A 14,321-nucleotide genomic window follows, 5' to 3' on the forward strand; every position below is an offset into this window, starting at 1 on the left:
CCCCCCCCCCCCCCCCCCCCCCCCCCCCCCCCCCCCCCCCCCCCCCCCCCCCCCCCCCCCCCCCCCCCCCCCCCCCCCCCCCCCCCCCCCCCCCCCCCCCCCCCCCCCCCCCCCCCCCCCCCCCCACTCCGTTCAGACGGGGATGGAGACGCCGACGCCGCCGCGGGTCTGCGCGCCGTAGCGGGCGATCTCGCGGGCGAGGTCGAGCCGCTCGATGCGGGTCCGCGCCTCCGACACCTCGGGGGTGATCAGCTCGGCCGGGACGAGCCAGGAGACCTCGAACTCCAGGCCGTCGGGGTCCTGGGCGTAGAGGGCCTTGGTGGTGCCGTGGTCGGAGGCGCCGACCAGCGCGCCGGCGCGCAGCAGCGCGTCCTGCACCCGCTGCAGCTCGGCGAGGGTGTCGACCTCCCAGGCCAGGTGGTAGAGCCCGACCGTGCGCCGGCCGGCCTCCGAGGCGCCGGCGCGGTCGCCGATCGCGAACAGCCCGAGGTCGTGGTCGTTGGTCGACCCCTCGGCCTGCAGGAACGCGGCCCGCCCCGGCATCTCCATGACCGGCCGGAAGCCGAGGACCTCGCGGTAGAAGGCGACGCTGCGGTCGACGTCGCGCACGTAGAGGACGGCGTGGTTGAGGCGCTGGACGGGCATGGCGGGAGCTCCTGTCGATGGACTGCCCCCATGGTGCGCCGATTTACATGAGAGTTCAAGTATCTCGCCGGGCCCGAGGGGTACCGCGGTGTCCGTGGACTCCCCGGACGGGGCGACCGTGACGGTGGCGGTCGCCGGCCCGCTGCGGCTGTTCCTGCCCGCCCGCGCCCGGGCCGGCGGACGCCGGGTGCTCCCGTTCGACCCCGACGCCACCGTGGGTCACCTGGTGCAGGCCGCCGGCGTCCCGCTGACCGAGGTCGGCGACCTCCGGCTGGACGGCGCGCCGGTGGACGAGGCGGCCCGCGCCCGGCCCGGCGCCACGGTCGCGGTCGACCCGGGGACCCGGCCGCAACCGGCCCCGCCCGGTGGCTTCCTGCTCGACGTGGGCCTGGGCGCGCTGGCCCGGCGGCTGCGGCTGCTCGGGGTGGACGCCGCCTGGTCCCCCGACCGCCGCGCCCCCGAGGCCGACGACGCCGAGCTGGTGGCCCAGGCGCTGGCCGAGCACCGGGTGCTGCTCACCCAGGACCGGGGCCTGCTCCGGCGCCGGGCGCTGCGGGCCGGCGGGCGGACCTGGGCCGCGTTCGTCCGCGGCACGGGCCCCGACGAGCAGCTGGCCGACGTCCTCGACCGGTTCGCCCCGGTGCTGGCGCCGCTGACCCGTTGCACCGCCTGCGGGGCGCCGCTGGAGCCGGTCGCCGCCGCGGACGTCGCCGACCGGCTCGAGCCGGGCACGCTGCGCACGCAGGCGGACTTCTCCCGCTGCCCGGGGTGCGGGCGGGTCTACTGGCGCGGCGCACACGCCCGGCGCATCGACCAGCTGGTCCAGCGGGCGGTCCGGGACCGGGCGGGCCCGGACCGGCCGCCGCGGTAGGCGAGGCTCACCTCGGCCCCCGGGGGCCACGACATGGCCCGGGGGTGACACCCCGGCCGGGCAGGAGAGGAGCGCCAGCCCACCCCCGCCCCTGTGAGGCCGCCGTGTACCTCTCGAAGACCGAGGCCGCCGTCCTGCCGACGACCCTCGTCAGCGCACCCCGCCCGGCGCCGGCACCGGCTCCCGGACGGCGCCGGATCTGGCCCCTGCTCGGGCCTGCCTTCGTCGCGGCGGTGGCCTACGTGGACCCCGGCAACTTCGCCACCAACTTCTCCGGCGGCGCGAGCTTCGGCTACACGCTGCTGTGGGTGATCGTCGCGGCCAACCTCATGGCGATGCTCATCCAGTCGCTGACGGCCAAGCTCGGCCTGGCGACCGGCCGCGACCTGGCCACCCTGTGCCGCGAGCGGCTGCCCCAGCCGGTGACCCGGGGCCTGTGGCTGCAGGCGGAGGCCGTCGCGATCGCCACCGACCTGGCCGAGATCGTCGGCGGCGCGGTCGCGCTCAACCTCCTCTTCGGCGTCCCGCTGCCGATCGGCGGCGTGATCACCGCGGTCGTCGCCTTCGTGCTGCTGGGCGCCCAGTCGCGCGGGCACCGGCCGTTCGAGCGGGTCATCACCGGCCTGCTCCTGGTGATCGGCGGCGGCTTCCTCTACACGCTGCTCGGGGCCGGCGTCGACATGGGCGGCGTCGCCGGGGGCGTGGTGCCCTCCTTCGAGGGCTCCGAGAGCGTCCTGCTGGCCACCGGCATCCTCGGCGCCACGGTGATGCCGCACGTCATCTACGTCCACTCCGCGCTCACCCCGGGCCGCTACGGCGACGCCGTCACCGCGGGCCGGACCGAGGCCGGACGGCGCCGCCTGCTCAAGGCGCAGCGCATCGACGTCCTCGTGGCCATGGGGCTGGCCGGGCTGGTCAACGCGGCGATGCTCGTCATCGCCGCCCAGCTGTTCACCGCCGACGACGGCATCGAGTCGCTGGAGAGCGTGCACGCCGGCCTCGGCGACCAGCTCGGCACCGGGGCGGCGCTGGCCTTCGCCGTGGCGCTGCTCGCCTCGGGGTTCGCCTCCTCCTCGGTCGGCACGCACGCCGGGCAGGTCGTGATGGCCGGGTTCCTGAAGCGGCACATCCCGGTGCTCGCCCGCCGGCTGATCACGCTGGCGCCGGCGCTGGCGATCCTGGTGCTGGGCGGCGACCCCACCACCGCGCTGGTCTGGTCGCAGGTGGTGCTGAGCTTCGGCATCCCGTTCGCGCTCGTGCCGCTGCTGTGGCTGACCAGTGACAAGGAGCTCATGGGCGGCTGGGTGAACCGCCGGCTCACGACGGTCGTCGGCAGCCTCGTCGCCGCCCTCATCAGCGGCCTGAACGTCTACCTGCTGGTCGGCTTCCTCGGCTGACCCGGCCCCGCGAGATCTGCACACTCGGGGTCTTCAGCGGCCCGAGATGCCCGAGTGTGCAGATCTCGCGGGGGGACGGCGGGGTCAGCCGGCGGGCCACCAGCGGGCGAAGTGGTGCACCGGTCCGTGGCCGGAGCCGACGCCCAGGGCCGCCCCGGCCTCCAGCGCCTCCTGCAGGTAGTCCCGCGCCTGCTCGACCGCCGGCTCCCAGCTGCCGGGCCCGCCCACACCGCGCGCGACGAGGGCGGCGATCGCCGAGGACAGCGTGCAGCCGGTGCCGTGCGTGGAGGTGGTGCCGACCCGGGGACGCCGGGTGACGACGACGCCGTCCGCGGAGACCAGGACGTCGACGCTCTCGGCGCCGCCCAGGTGCCCGCCCTTCAGCAGCACCGCCCCCGGCCCCAGCGCCAGCAGCGCCCGCGCCTGCTCCACCATCTCCTCCACCGAGCCGGCCGGGGGCCCGTCCAGCAGCGCCGCCGCCTCGGGCACGTTCGGGGTGACCAGGTCGGTCAGCGGCAGCAACTCGGCCCGGATCGCGTCGACGGCCTCGGGCCCCACCAGCCGGTCACCGCTGGTGGCCACCATCACCGGGTCGCAGACCACGGGCCCCGGCCGGCGCTCCGCGAGCACCGCCGCGACCTCGGACACGACGTCCGCCGTCCCGAGCATGCCGAGCTTGGTCGCCCCCACCGGGACGTCGTCGAGCAGCGTGCGCAGCTGCTCCCCCACGAACGCCGCCGGGACGGCGTGCACCCCGGTCACGCCGCGGGTGTTCTGCGCGGTCAGCGCGGTCAGCACCGCGGTGCCGTAGGCGCCGAGGGCGCTGAAGGTCTTCAGGTCCGCCTGGATGCCGGCGCCGCCGCTGGGGTCGCTGCCGGCGACGGTCAGCGCGACGGCCGTCACCGGGCCACCGCCGGCGAGCCCAGCGCCGCCCGCAGCTCCCGCGCCGCGCCCGCCGGGTCGGGGGCCGCGCAGATCGCCGAGACGACGCAGACGCCGTCCACCCCGGTCACCGCGGCGGCGTTGGCGGCGGAGACGCCGCCGATGGCCACCGACCGCAGCCCCGCGTCGCGGGCCCGCGCGGCGAGCGCGGCCACGCCCCCGGGGCCGAGCCCGGCGCCCGCGTCGGGCTTGGTGGGCGTCGTCCACACCGGCCCGATCCCGACGACGTCGACCGTGCCCGGCGGGAGCGCGAGCGCGACCGCCAGCTCCTCCGGCGAGCCGGCCGACAGGCCCAGCAGCCGGTCCGGCCCGATGAGGGCGCGGACCTCGGCGGCCGGCAGGTCGTCCTGGCCCACGTGCACGCCGTCGGCGCCGGCGAGCAGGGCGACGTCGACCGCGTCGTCCACCCACAGCGCGATCCCCGGCGGCAGGACGGCACGGACGGCGAGGGTGAGCTGGTACAGCTCCCGGCGGGAGGCCTCCTTGTCCCGCACCTGCACTGCGGTCACCCCGCCGGCCACCGCGGCGCGCACGACGTCGGGGACGGTGCGCGGCCGCGACAGCGCGGTGTCGGTGACCAGGTAGAGCGTGGGGTCGAAGGCGGGCCTCACGAGGCGTCCCGCACGTCCGCTCGCCGCAGGTCGTCAGGCGTCACGGCGTCGAGCGCGTCGACCCAGGCCGCGGCGAACGTGCCCGGTCCGGAGGCGACCGCGGCGGCGGCCTCGGCGGCCAGCGCCACGTGCGCGTGCGCGGCGACCGCCCCGGTCATCCGGTCCCCGGACGCGGCGACGTAGGCGGCGGTCAGCGCGCCCAGCGCGCAGCCGGCCCCCGTGGTGCGGGTGAGCAGCGGGTGTCCCCCGCCGACCCGGACCACCCGCGCGCCGTCGGTGACCAGATCGACCGGCCCGCTCACCGCGACCACGCCGCCGGTGCGGGCCGACAGCGCGACGGCGGCCTCCAGGGCGTCGTCGGCGGTCGCGGTCGAGTCCACGCCGCGCCCGCCCGAGCCGGTCCCGGCCAGCGCCATGACCTCCGAGGCGTTGCCGCGGACGACGGCCGGCCCGCCGAGCGCGAGCTCCACGGCCAGGTCGGTGCGGAACCGCAGGCCGCCCACCGCGACCGGGTCGAGCACCCACGGCGTGCCGGCGGCGTCGGCGGCGCGGACGGCGACCCGCATGGCCTCGGCCGACTGCCCGTGCACCGTGCCGACGTTGACCAGCAGCGCCGAGGCGATGGCCGCGAAGTCGCCGGCCTCCTCGGGCGCCACCACCATCGCCGGCGCGGCACCCACCGCGAGCAGCGCGTTCGCGGTCAGGGTCTGCACGACGGTGTTGGTGAGGCAGTGCACCAGCGGCGCGCCCTCGGTGAGCGCGGTGCGGGCGGCGGCGAGCGTGTCGGGGTCCACGGAGGCGTCCACGAGAGGTGACATCCCTTCGCCAGCATGACCTGGGCAGGTTCGACGGGTGTCATCTCAGCCCGGCCGGCGGGCACCCCGTGTCGGGGAGGCACCTTACGCGCCGCGCCGGTCGGCCGCGCCGGTCAGCCGGTGCCGCGGTCAGCCGGTGCCGCGGTGCAGTCGCGACTGCCGCGCTGCAGTGCGGCACCGGCGGAGGCACGGCGGCAGTGCCGCTCTGCGGAGGCCCGTCGTCCGGCCGGGGCCGGCCCGACGCCCGATCAGCCGCGCCAGGCCGCCTCGAAGAAGGCGACCTCGAGCTCCATCGCCCGCCCGTACGCCCGCGCCACCGCCGGGGCGCCCGCGGCGTACCGGTCGAGCAGCTCCTCCAGCGTCGCGGCCAGCGCCTCGAACCCCGGGTCGGCGTAGGTGGTGACCCACTCGGCGTAGGGCCCGGGCGGGGACCCGGCCAGCGACTGCCCGAGGTGGGCGTACAGCCGCATGCAGGGCGTCATCGCCGCGCAGGTCTCGCCCAGCCCGCCGGTCGCGGCGGTGGCCAGCAGGAAGTCGGTGTAGGCCGAGGTGGCCGGCGCCGGCTCCACGGTCGCGAGGTCGATCCCCCAGCCGGCGGCGTAGCCGTCGTGCAGCCGCAGCTCCTCGCGGACGCCGGCGAGCAGGTCGGCGAAGGCGTCGAGGCCGGCCCGGTCGGGGCTGCGGACGACGGCCATGGCGTAGCCGCGGGCGAAGGCCTGCAGGAAGAACGCGTCCTGCGCCACGTAGCCCGCGAACCGCTCCCGCGGCAGCGTCCCGTCGGCCAGCCCGCGGACGAAGGGGTGGTCCAGCGCCGCGGCGGCGAGGTCCGCCGAGTCGGCCCAGAGGCGCCGGGCGAAGCTCACGCGGCGTCCCCCAGGGCCGTGTCCCAGAACGCGACCTCGGCCTCGAGCACCGCGAGGACGACGTCGTCGTGCCGGCCGCCGAGCGCGTCGGCGGCGCCGGCCAGCGCGGAGACGTAGCCGGCGAAGCCCGGCGTCGTCCAGTGCGCCACGTACTCCGCGTGCTCCGGCGCGCCGGGCGAGGCGGCCGTCCAGGCGTCGAGGTAGACCCGCTCGACCGCCCACAGCGCGGTGAGCGCCGCGGGCACCTCGGCGGCGTCGAGGCGCTCGAGCAGGTCGGCGTAGGCGGCCGTCGCCGGGAGCCGCGGCACGTCCAGGTCGAGCCCGCGACCGGCGGCCAGCCCCTCGAACCAGTCCAGCTCCTCCACCAGCGCGACGGCGCCGGCGGCGAGCACCGCCTGCGCCGGCCGCGGCGCCCGGGCCAGCAGCCGGGCCTGGAACCGGAGCAGGTCGGCCACGAAGTGCGCGTCCTGCGCCAGCCACGTGTCGAAGGCCCCGGACGGGAGCGTGCCGTCGCGCACGCCGAGCAGGAACGGGTGGCGGGTGGCGCGCTCCCACTCGCCGGGGTGGTCGCGCAGCAGGTCCGAGGTCGGCACGGCGCGACAGTACGGGCGGGCTACTGTGACCGCGCACGTGTGCGGGAGCTCGGGCTGACCGGGCTGAGAGGGCGGCTGACCGCGCCGCCGACCGCTGGAACCTGTCCGGGTAATGCCGGCGTAGGGAGCTGTCATGAGCGACGCCGTCCGCACGTCCCCCCGCGGGGACGCCCCCCTCACGCTCACCGAGCGGCCCGACCGCACGCTGGGCCTGCGGGACTCCCTCGGCCTGTGGGGCAACCTCGGGGTGAGCCTGCTGCTGCCGGTCGCCGCGGTGTTCGTCGTCCTGCCGGGGCGGCCGCTGGCCGAGACCCTGGGCGCCGTCGTCGTCGGCGCCGCGATCGGCGCCGTCCTCCTCGGGATCGGTGCCGCCGCCGGCGCGCGGGAGGGCGTGCCGGCGATGGTGCTGCTGCGCGGGCTGCTCGGCCGGCGCACCTCCTGGCTGCCGACGGCGTTCAACCTCGTGCAGTGCGTCGGCTGGGCGACGTTCGAGATCGTGATCATCGCCGAGGCGGCGTCGCGGGTGCTCGACGCACCCCGCTGGCCGTTCGTGCTGGCCGCCGGCGTGCTGGCCACCCTCATGGCGCTCCGCCCGCTCGGCGTGGTGCGGGTCCTGGCCCGGTACGCGGTCTGGGCGGCGGCGGCGGCCATCGGCTACCTCTTCGTCGAGGTGCTGACCGCCGGCGTCCCCGAGCTCACCGGCGGCGCGGCGACCTCCTTCTGGACGGCGGCCGACATCGTCATCGCCCTGCCGATCTCCTGGTTCGCGCTCGCCGCCGACTACACCCGGCACGTGCGCAGCGCCCGGGCGGCGTTCGCCGGGGCCGCGGTCGGCTACGGCGTCGCCACCGTCGTGATGTTCACCCTCGGGGTGCTCGCGCTGGCCGCGTACGGCAGCGCCGGGCTCGACGTGGTCGACGCGCTGCTGGCGGTGCCGCTGGGCGCGGTCGCCGTCCTGGTGCTGGTCGCCGTCGAGCTCGACGAGGCGTTCGCCAACCTCTACTCGACCGCGGTGTCGGCGCAGAACGTCGTCGCGCGGGCCGACCGGCGGGTGCTGGTGGTCCTGGTCGGCGCCGCGGCGACGGTCCTGGCGTTGACCTTCGACATCGCCGCCTACGAGCCGTTCCTCTTCCTCATCGGCGCGGTCTTCGTGCCGCTGGTCGGCGTGTTCGCCGTCGTCTACGCCCTCACCCCGCGCGGCGCCTGGGACACCTCCGACACCGCCCGCGCCCGCCCAGCCTTCCTGCTCCCCTGGGCGGCGGGCTTCGTGGCCTACCAGCTCACCCTGCCGACCTACTTCGGCGGCCCGGGCGCCGGGTGGACGGCGTGGTGGACGGCGCGCCAGGAGGACCTCGGCATCGACCCGGCCAACGGCTGGTCGGCCTCGCTGGTCAGCCTCGCCGTGGCCGTGGTGCTCACCGCGCTGCTCTGCCTGCCGGCGGTGCTGCGGCGGCGGGCGGCCGGGTGACCGACGTCGTCGTGGCCGGCGGCGGCCTCGTCGGGCTGTCCGTCGCCTGGCGCGCGGCGCAGCGCGGGCTGTCGGTGACGGTCGTCGACGAGGCCCCGGGCGCCGGCGCCTCGCGGGCGGCCGCCGGCATGCTCGCCCCGGTCTCCGAGGCCGGCTACGGCGAGGAGGCGCTGCTGCGGCTGTGCCAGGCCTCCCTGGCGCGCTACCCGGACTTCCTCGCCGACCTCGCCGCCGCCACCGGCACGCGGGTGCCGCTGCGGGAGGCCGGCACGCTCGTCGTCGGCTTCGACGAGGACGACGTGCGGGCGCTGGCGGAGCTGCAGCGGTTCCACGTGGAACTCGGGCTCCGGGTGCACCGGCTGCTGGGCCGGGAGACGCGGCGCCGCGAGCCGTCGCTGAGCCCGCGGGTGCGGGGCGCGTTGCACGTGGCCGGGGACCTGTCGGTCGACCCCCGGGAGCTGCACCCGGTGCTGCTGGCGGCCGCCGAGGGCGCCGGGGTGCGGGTGGAGCGCGCCCGGGTCGCCGGGCTGCTCACCGAGGCCGGCCGGGCGTGCGGGCTGGCGCTGGACGGCGGCGGGGAGGTGCGGGGCGGCACCGTCGTCCTGGCGCTGGGCGCGCACAGCGGCGCGCTGCCCGGGGCGCCGGCGCTGCCGGTCCGGCCGGTGAAGGGGCAGGTCCTGCGGTTGCGGGGCGCCGCCGGGCTGCTCGGGGGCACGGTGCGGGCGCTGGTGCGGGGTCGCGCGGTCTACCTGGTGCCGCAGGGCGACGACGGCCTCGTCGTCGGCGCGACCGTGGAGGAGCGCGGCTTCGACGGCACGGTGACCGCCGGCGGGGTGCACGACCTGCTGCACGACGCCATCGAGGTGGTCCCCGGCGTCACCGAGCTCGAGCTGGCCGAGACGCTGGCCCGCTGGCGGCCGGGCACCCCGGACAACGCGCCGCTGCTGGGCCCCTCCGGCGTGCCCGGGCTGGTGCTGGCCACCGGCCACCACCGCAACGGGGTGCTGCTCACCCCGCTGACCGGTGAGCTGGTGGCCGAGCTGCTCGTCAGCGGCGAGGTGCCCGCGCCCGCCGCACCCTTCGACGTCGGCAGGTTCCGGGAGGCAACGGCGTGCAGGTGACGGTGAACGGGTCGGGGACCGAGGTGCCCGACGACGCGACGGTGGCCGGGCTGGTCACCGAGCGCGCGGGCACGCACGACCGGGTGGCGGTGGCGCGCAACGGCGACGTCGTGCCGCGCAGCGCCTGGGCGACGACCCGGCTGGCCGCGGGGGACGTCCTCGAGGTGCTGGCCCCGACGGCGGGAGGCTGAGATGAGCGAGGACCCCCGTGCCCCCCACCACCCGCATGCTGGCGGCGGGCCCCTGCACGGCGGCCGGGACGAGCTGGTGCTCGCCGGGGAGGCGTTCTCCTCCCGGCTGGTGCTCGGCACCGGCGGGATCACCAGCATGGAGGTGCTCGAGCGCACCGTGCGCGCCTCCGGCACCGAGGTGGTCACGGTCGCGCTGCGGCGGGTCGAGGCCTCAGCGAGCGCCGCGATGACGCAGGTGCTGGACCGCTGCGGCGTCCGGCTGCTGCCCAACACCGCGGGCTGCCGGACGGCGCGCGAGGCCGTCCTCACCGCGCGGCTGGGACGGGAGGCCTTCGGCACCGACTGGGTCAAGCTCGAGGTGATCGGCGACGAGCACACGCTGCTGCCCGACGCCGTCGAGCTCCTCGACGCCGCCGAGCAGCTGGTGGACGACGGCTTCCGCGTGTTCGCCTACACGACCGACGACCCGGTGCTGGGCCGCCGCCTCGCCGACGCCGGGTGCGCCGCCGTCATGCCGCTGGGCTCGCCGATCGGCAGCGGGCTGGGCATCCGCAACCCGCACGCGATCGCGCTGCTGCGCGAGGCGGTGGACGTGCCGGTGGTCCTGGACGCCGGCCTCGGCACGGCCTCCGACGCGGCGCTGGCCATGGAGCTGGGCTGCGACGCGGTGCTGCTCGCCTCGGCGGTCACCCGGGCCCGCGACCCCGAGCGGATGGCGCTGGCGATGCGGCACGCGGTGGAGGCGGGCCGGCTGGCGCACGGTGCCGGCCGGATCCCCCGCCGGTGGCACGCGCAGGCCTCCACGCAGTTCGAGGGCCTGCCCGCGCTGTGACCGGGCTGCCCCGGCTGCTCGTCCTCACCGACCGGACGCAGGCCGCCGCGCCGCTGCCCGAGGTGGTGGCCGCCGCGGTCGCGGCCGGTGCCCGCGCGGTGGTGCTGCGGGAGAAGGACCTGCCGCTGGCCGAGCGGGCCGCCCTCGCCGACGACCTGGCCGCCGTGCTGGCGCCCGTCGGCGGGCTGCTTGTGTGGGCCGGCGCGCCGGGGTCCGCGGGGCGGACGGCGGTGCACCTGGCCGCCGCCGACCCGGTGCCCGACCCGCGGCCGGCGCTGGTCGGCCGCTCCTGCCACGACGCCGGCGAGGTGGCCCGCGCCGCGGCCGAGGGGTGCGACTGGGTGTTCGTCTCCCCGGTGTACGCGACGTCGTCCAAGCCCGGGTACGGCCCGGCGCTCGGGCCGGCCGGGCTGGCCCGGCTGACCGCGGGTGCGCCCCCGGTGTTCGCGCTGGGCGGGGTGGCCCCGGAGGACGCCGCCGGCTGCCTGCGCGCCGGCGCGGCCGGGGTCGCCGTCATGGGACCGGTGATGCGCGACCCGGCTCGCGTGGCGCTCTACCTCGACGCTCTGGGCGCAGCACCCGGTGATGCCGGTCACCCCGGGGTTTAGACCCCTCCCGTCCGGCGCATACGCGAGTGTTCGGTCCAGCGGCGTGGCCGGCGGGGATGTGAGGTAGCGCGGGCGTGTCACGGGAGTCTGCCGGGTCGATCTGGCCCTCGGCGACCCCACCCTCCGCGTCCGACGGCGTCGCCTGGGAGCTGACCGAGGTGGCCGAGCTGCCCCGGGTGCGCGCCGAGCTGCGCGCCCACCTGGGCGAGGCCGACCCCGAGCTGCGCGACCGCCTGGTGCTGGCCCTCGACGAGATGGCCTCCAACGCCCTGCGGCACGGCGCGGGCGGGGCACGGGCGGCGGTGCGCCGCACCGAGTCCGCCTGGCTGCTCGAGGTGTCCGACCGGGCCGCGGACCGGCCCCCGTCGCCGGCCGTCGGCCGCGACCCCAGCGAGGGCGGCCTGGGCCTCTACCTGATCGCCGAGCTCTCCAGCGCCCACGGCTGGTACGTCGAGGGCGGCGCCAAGCACGTGTGGGCCGTCCTCCCGATCTGACGGCCCCCCCTGCAGCCTGCGAGCCCGCGAGTGGCGGGGGCAGGAGGGTCCTCGATCAGGCGCCGGGGACGGGCGGCACGTGCGGTGGGCCGGCCTCGGCCGGTCGCGGGCGGTCCTCGGGGTGCAGCCGGACGGCGACCAGCGCGACGTCGTCGGCGACGCCGCGCGGGCGCAGCCGGGCGAGCAGCCCGTCGCAGAGCTCGGCCAGCGGCCGGTCGGCGAGGTCGGCCAGCGCCTCGCGCAGGGCGGCGATGCCGTCGTCGAGCACCTGGTCGCGCGCCTCGACCAGCCCGTCGGTGTAGAGCAGCACGGTCGCCGGCCGGTCGAAGGTGACCGCGCGGTCGGTGCGCCGGGCGGCCGGGTCGACGCCGAGCATCAGCTCCGCCCGCTCCCCGGACAGCTCCTCCACCCGGCCGTCGCCGCGCAGCAGCAGCGGCGGCGGGTGCCCGGCGTTGGACCAGCGCAGCGTCGTCGTCCCGGCGGCCCGCTGCTCCGGGGTCTGCTCGATCCGCGCCACGATGGCGGTCGCCATCGTGTCCATCTCCAGGCCGCGGACGGCGGTGTCGAGGTCGGCGAGCACGGTGGCCGGGGTGGCGCCCTCGCGGAAGGCGATGCCGCGCACCAGGCCGCGCAGCTGGCCCATGGCGGCGGCCGCGGCGATGTCGTGGCCGACGACGTCGCCGATGACCAGCACCGTGGCGCCGCCGGGCTGGAGGAACGCGTCGTACCAGTCGCCGCCGACCTGCGCGGCCTCGACGGCGGGCAGGTAGCGGACGACCACCTCGGCGTGGTCGGGGCGCGGCGGCGCGGTGAGCATGCTGCGCTGCAGCTCCTCGGCCAGCCGGCGCTGCTGGTCGTGCAGCCGGGCGTTGTCCAGGGCGAGGGCCACGCGCTCGGCCACCTCGCGGGCCGCGGCGACGTCGTCGGCGTCGGCCGGCCGGCCCTCCGAGCGGTACATGCTCAGCGCACCCAGCGTCCGGCCGTGGGCGACCATCGGGAGCGTCAGGGCGGTGCGGGGCGCCAGCCGGTCGAAGACCTCGACGACCTCCCCGGGCGGCAGCGTCGGGCGGATCGCGGCCACCACGTCGTCGACGGTGAGCACCTGACCCGACTGCAGGGCCCGCAGCACCGGGGCGTCGTCCTGGACCGAGCTCAGTCGCAGCTCCGCGTAGCGGGCCGTCGTCGCGCGCAGCGCCGGGTCGGCGTGCCAGCTGGCGACGTCGTGCATCCGGCCGTCCTCGTCGATGAGCGTGGCGATCGCCCAGTCGGCGAACACGGGGACGACGGCCTCGGTGACGCGCTGCAGCGCCGCCCGCTCGTCCCGGCCGCGGCCCAGCTGGTCCACCATCGCCGCGCCGATCTCGGCCAGCGCGCGCAGCCGGGCGGCGGCCTCGCGGGCGACGTCCTCGGCGCGGCGGCGCTCGGTGACGTCGAGGAAGTACACCGACAGGCCGTCGGGGGTGGGCCAGGCGCGGACCTCGTACCAGGCCTCGAGCGGCTCGGGGTAGTAGGCCTCGAAGACCCGCTCCTGCCCGGTGGCCACCGCGCCGCGGTAGTGGGTCTCGAAGTCGCTGCCGACCGCGTGCGGGAACAGCTCCCAGATGTCCCCGCCGACCAGCTCGCTGCGCGGGCGGTCCAGGACCTCCTCGGCGCGGCGGTTGACGTAGGCGAAGCGCCAGTCGCGGTCGAGGGAGAAGAAGGCCTCGTTCATGGCCTCGAGGACCCGGGCCACGTGCAGGTCGGCGGCGCGCGCGCTGGTGGTGTCGTACGCGGCGCCCAGCAACCGGACGGCGGCGCCGCCCTCGTCGCACAGCGCCCGCCCGCGCCCGCGCACCCACCGGGTCTCGCCGGAGGGGAGCAGCACGCGGAACTCGGCGTCGTAGGCACCGCAGGTGGCGATGGCGTGCTCGAGGGCGGCCATGGTGGCCTCGACGTCGTCGGGGTGCAGCCGGGCGGCGAAGGCCTCGATCCGCTCGCCCCAGCTCTCGCGGGTGTAGCCGAACATCTCGAGCAGCCGGTCGTCCCAGTCGAGCCGGCCGGTGACGAGGTCCCAGTCGAAGCTGCCGATGCCGGCCGCCTCGACGGCCAGTTCCAGGCGCAGGACCTGCGCCTCGTCCGCGGCCGCCGGTGGGCCGCCCTCGGGGGCGGGACGTGGCGGGAGCCGTCTCACCGCGACGTGCCCAGCCCGTTCATCCCGTCCTTTCTCCCACAGCACGCTGCACCGGGCCAACTCGTGTGGGCCAGCACACCGTCGTCCCGGAGGGGGCGCGCCGGCCCCGGGACGACGGCGGCGGGCGCCGCCCGGGGGCCCCGGCCGCCGCTGCTGACGGCCGGGACCCCGGGCGAGCGCCCGCCGGGGGATGCGGGTGCGGACGGCGCTGCCGTCCGCGGCCGGTGCCCGCTGCCGCCCTGCGGTCCCGCGGGCCCGGGCGACCGGGGATCGGCGACCGGTCTGCGGCGGCTCCGCGCGTCCCGGGCGGGCCGGACCGGCGCCCGTGCGGCCAGGCAGAGCCGGTCAGAGACCCGTTCACGGGTACCGGCACGGCCTGTCGTCCACCGCGCGGACGGTTCCCGCGGCGCCCCGGGGACCGCGCCGCCGGCCGTCAGCGCCTCCCGGGAGGGCCCGCGCGCCGCTGCTCGGGGCAGGGCCGGCGGGAGGTCGAGGCGCGTACGTGCTGCGGTGCTGTCTGCGGGGCGGTGCGGGAGGTGCACCGTCGGCGGTGGGCCGGGAGGCGCCTGGCGTGCGGCCAGGGGGAGAGGCGGGAGTCGGCGACGCGGGTCACCGGTCGGACCGCTGGGTTGCGGCCGGTCGCGGCGGGGTGCGGAGCCTGGGGGCGGCGGCCGGGGTCGGCCGGGTGCTGCTGCCGGGA

Annotated in this window: 15 protein-coding genes and 2 riboswitches; of the genes, 8 read left to right on the plus strand and 7 right to left on the minus strand. The window is 77.9% G+C overall.

The features are described 5' to 3' along the window. Nucleotides 1-132: 132 nt before the first annotated feature. Complete coding sequence (locus ACI8AX_RS21670; protein WP_456551938.1) at nt 133-645, minus strand: VOC family protein; 513 nt, start codon at nt 643-645, stop codon at nt 133-135. A gap of 94 nt (nt 646-739) precedes the next feature. Between ACI8AX_RS21670 and ACI8AX_RS21675 the strand changes: the two genes are divergently transcribed. Both ACI8AX_RS21675 and ACI8AX_RS21680 read left to right on the plus strand, forming a co-directional pair. Continuing rightward, nucleotides 740-1,516, plus strand: a complete 777-nt coding sequence (locus tag ACI8AX_RS21675) for a Mut7-C RNAse domain-containing protein (protein WP_456551939.1) — start codon at nt 740-742, stop codon at nt 1,514-1,516. Between the two features lie 104 nt (nt 1,517-1,620). Next, entirely contained in the window at nt 1,621-2,913 is a 1,293-nt protein-coding gene (locus ACI8AX_RS21680) for an Nramp family divalent metal transporter (protein ID WP_456551940.1), read from the plus strand. An 84-nt stretch (nt 2,914-2,997) separates the two neighbouring features. Here ACI8AX_RS21680 and thiD read toward each other — a convergent pair whose 3' ends face one another. From thiD to ACI8AX_RS21705, 5 genes are all read right to left on the minus strand, one after another. Further along, nucleotides 2,998-3,816, minus strand: coding sequence for a bifunctional hydroxymethylpyrimidine kinase/phosphomethylpyrimidine kinase (gene thiD / locus ACI8AX_RS21685; RefSeq protein WP_456551941.1), 819 nt, complete (start codon nt 3,814-3,816; stop codon nt 2,998-3,000). Next, nucleotides 3,813-4,466 (minus strand): thiamine phosphate synthase, encoded by a 654-nt coding sequence (gene thiE / locus ACI8AX_RS21690; RefSeq protein ID WP_456551942.1) that lies wholly within the window; start codon nt 4,464-4,466, stop codon nt 3,813-3,815. The genes thiD and thiE overlap by 4 nt, the downstream gene beginning before the upstream one ends. After that, a complete protein-coding gene (gene thiM / locus ACI8AX_RS21695) occupies nt 4,463-5,272 on the minus strand; it encodes a hydroxyethylthiazole kinase (RefSeq protein ID WP_456551943.1) in 810 nt (269 codons plus the stop codon). Before thiM ends, thiE begins: the two co-directional genes overlap by 4 nt. Further along, nucleotides 5,267-5,360: riboswitch (TPP riboswitch) on the minus strand. Its footprint overlaps the gene before it by 6 nt. Before the next feature lie 169 nt (nt 5,361-5,529). Continuing rightward, nucleotides 5,530-6,144, minus strand: coding sequence for a TenA family protein (locus tag ACI8AX_RS21700; protein ID WP_456551944.1), 615 nt, complete (start codon nt 6,142-6,144; stop codon nt 5,530-5,532). Then, a complete protein-coding gene (locus ACI8AX_RS21705) occupies nt 6,141-6,737 on the minus strand; it encodes a thiaminase II/PqqC family protein (RefSeq protein ID WP_456551945.1) in 597 nt (198 codons plus the stop codon). Before ACI8AX_RS21705 ends, ACI8AX_RS21700 begins: the two co-directional genes overlap by 4 nt. A gap of 31 nt (nt 6,738-6,768) precedes the next feature. Further along, nucleotides 6,769-6,881: riboswitch (TPP riboswitch) on the plus strand. Here ACI8AX_RS21705 and ACI8AX_RS21710 point away from each other — a divergent pair. From ACI8AX_RS21710 to ACI8AX_RS21735, 6 genes are all read left to right on the plus strand, one after another. Beyond that, a complete protein-coding gene (locus tag ACI8AX_RS21710) occupies nt 6,871-8,205 on the plus strand; it encodes a purine-cytosine permease family protein (RefSeq protein ID WP_456551946.1) in 1,335 nt (444 codons plus the stop codon). Its footprint overlaps the riboswitch before it by 11 nt. Then, entirely contained in the window at nt 8,202-9,326 is a 1,125-nt protein-coding gene (thiO, locus tag ACI8AX_RS21715) for a glycine oxidase ThiO (RefSeq protein ID WP_456551947.1), read from the plus strand. The genes ACI8AX_RS21710 and thiO overlap by 4 nt, the downstream gene beginning before the upstream one ends. Then, complete coding sequence (gene thiS / locus ACI8AX_RS21720) at nt 9,317-9,517, plus strand: sulfur carrier protein ThiS (protein WP_456551948.1); 201 nt, start codon at nt 9,317-9,319, stop codon at nt 9,515-9,517. Before thiO ends, thiS begins: the two co-directional genes overlap by 10 nt. Before the next feature lies 1 nt (nt 9,518). Further along, nucleotides 9,519-10,349, plus strand: a complete 831-nt coding sequence (locus tag ACI8AX_RS21725; RefSeq protein WP_456551949.1) for a thiazole synthase — start codon at nt 9,519-9,521, stop codon at nt 10,347-10,349. Continuing rightward, nucleotides 10,346-10,957, plus strand: coding sequence for a thiamine phosphate synthase (locus ACI8AX_RS21730; protein ID WP_456551950.1), 612 nt, complete (start codon nt 10,346-10,348; stop codon nt 10,955-10,957). The genes ACI8AX_RS21725 and ACI8AX_RS21730 overlap by 4 nt, the downstream gene beginning before the upstream one ends. A 74-nt stretch (nt 10,958-11,031) precedes the next feature. Beyond that, a complete protein-coding gene (locus ACI8AX_RS21735) occupies nt 11,032-11,451 on the plus strand; it encodes an ATP-binding protein (protein WP_456551951.1) in 420 nt (139 codons plus the stop codon). Between the two features lie 55 nt (nt 11,452-11,506). Here the strand turns inward: ACI8AX_RS21735 and ACI8AX_RS21740 are convergent, their stop codons facing one another. After that, nucleotides 11,507-13,621: a SpoIIE family protein phosphatase gene (locus ACI8AX_RS21740; RefSeq protein ID WP_456551952.1), complete on the minus strand. Its 2,115-nt coding sequence runs from the start codon at nt 13,619-13,621 to the stop codon at nt 11,507-11,509. Between the last annotated feature and the right edge of the window lie 700 nt (nt 13,622-14,321).

It is taken from the genome of Blastococcus sp. SYSU D00813 (assembly GCF_054050735.1).

Coding starts and splice junctions, on each gene's coding strand:
- ACI8AX_RS21710 (WP_456551946.1), top strand. CDS start 6,871: ATGAGCGACGCCGTCCGCACGTCCCCCCGCGGGGACGCCCCCCTCACG.
- ACI8AX_RS21725 (WP_456551949.1), top strand. CDS start 9,519: ATGAGCGAGGACCCCCGTGCCCCCCACCACCCGCATGCTGGCGGCGGG.
- ACI8AX_RS21670 (WP_456551938.1), bottom strand. CDS start 645: ATGCCCGTCCAGCGCCTCAACCACGCCGTCCTCTACGTGCGCGACGTC.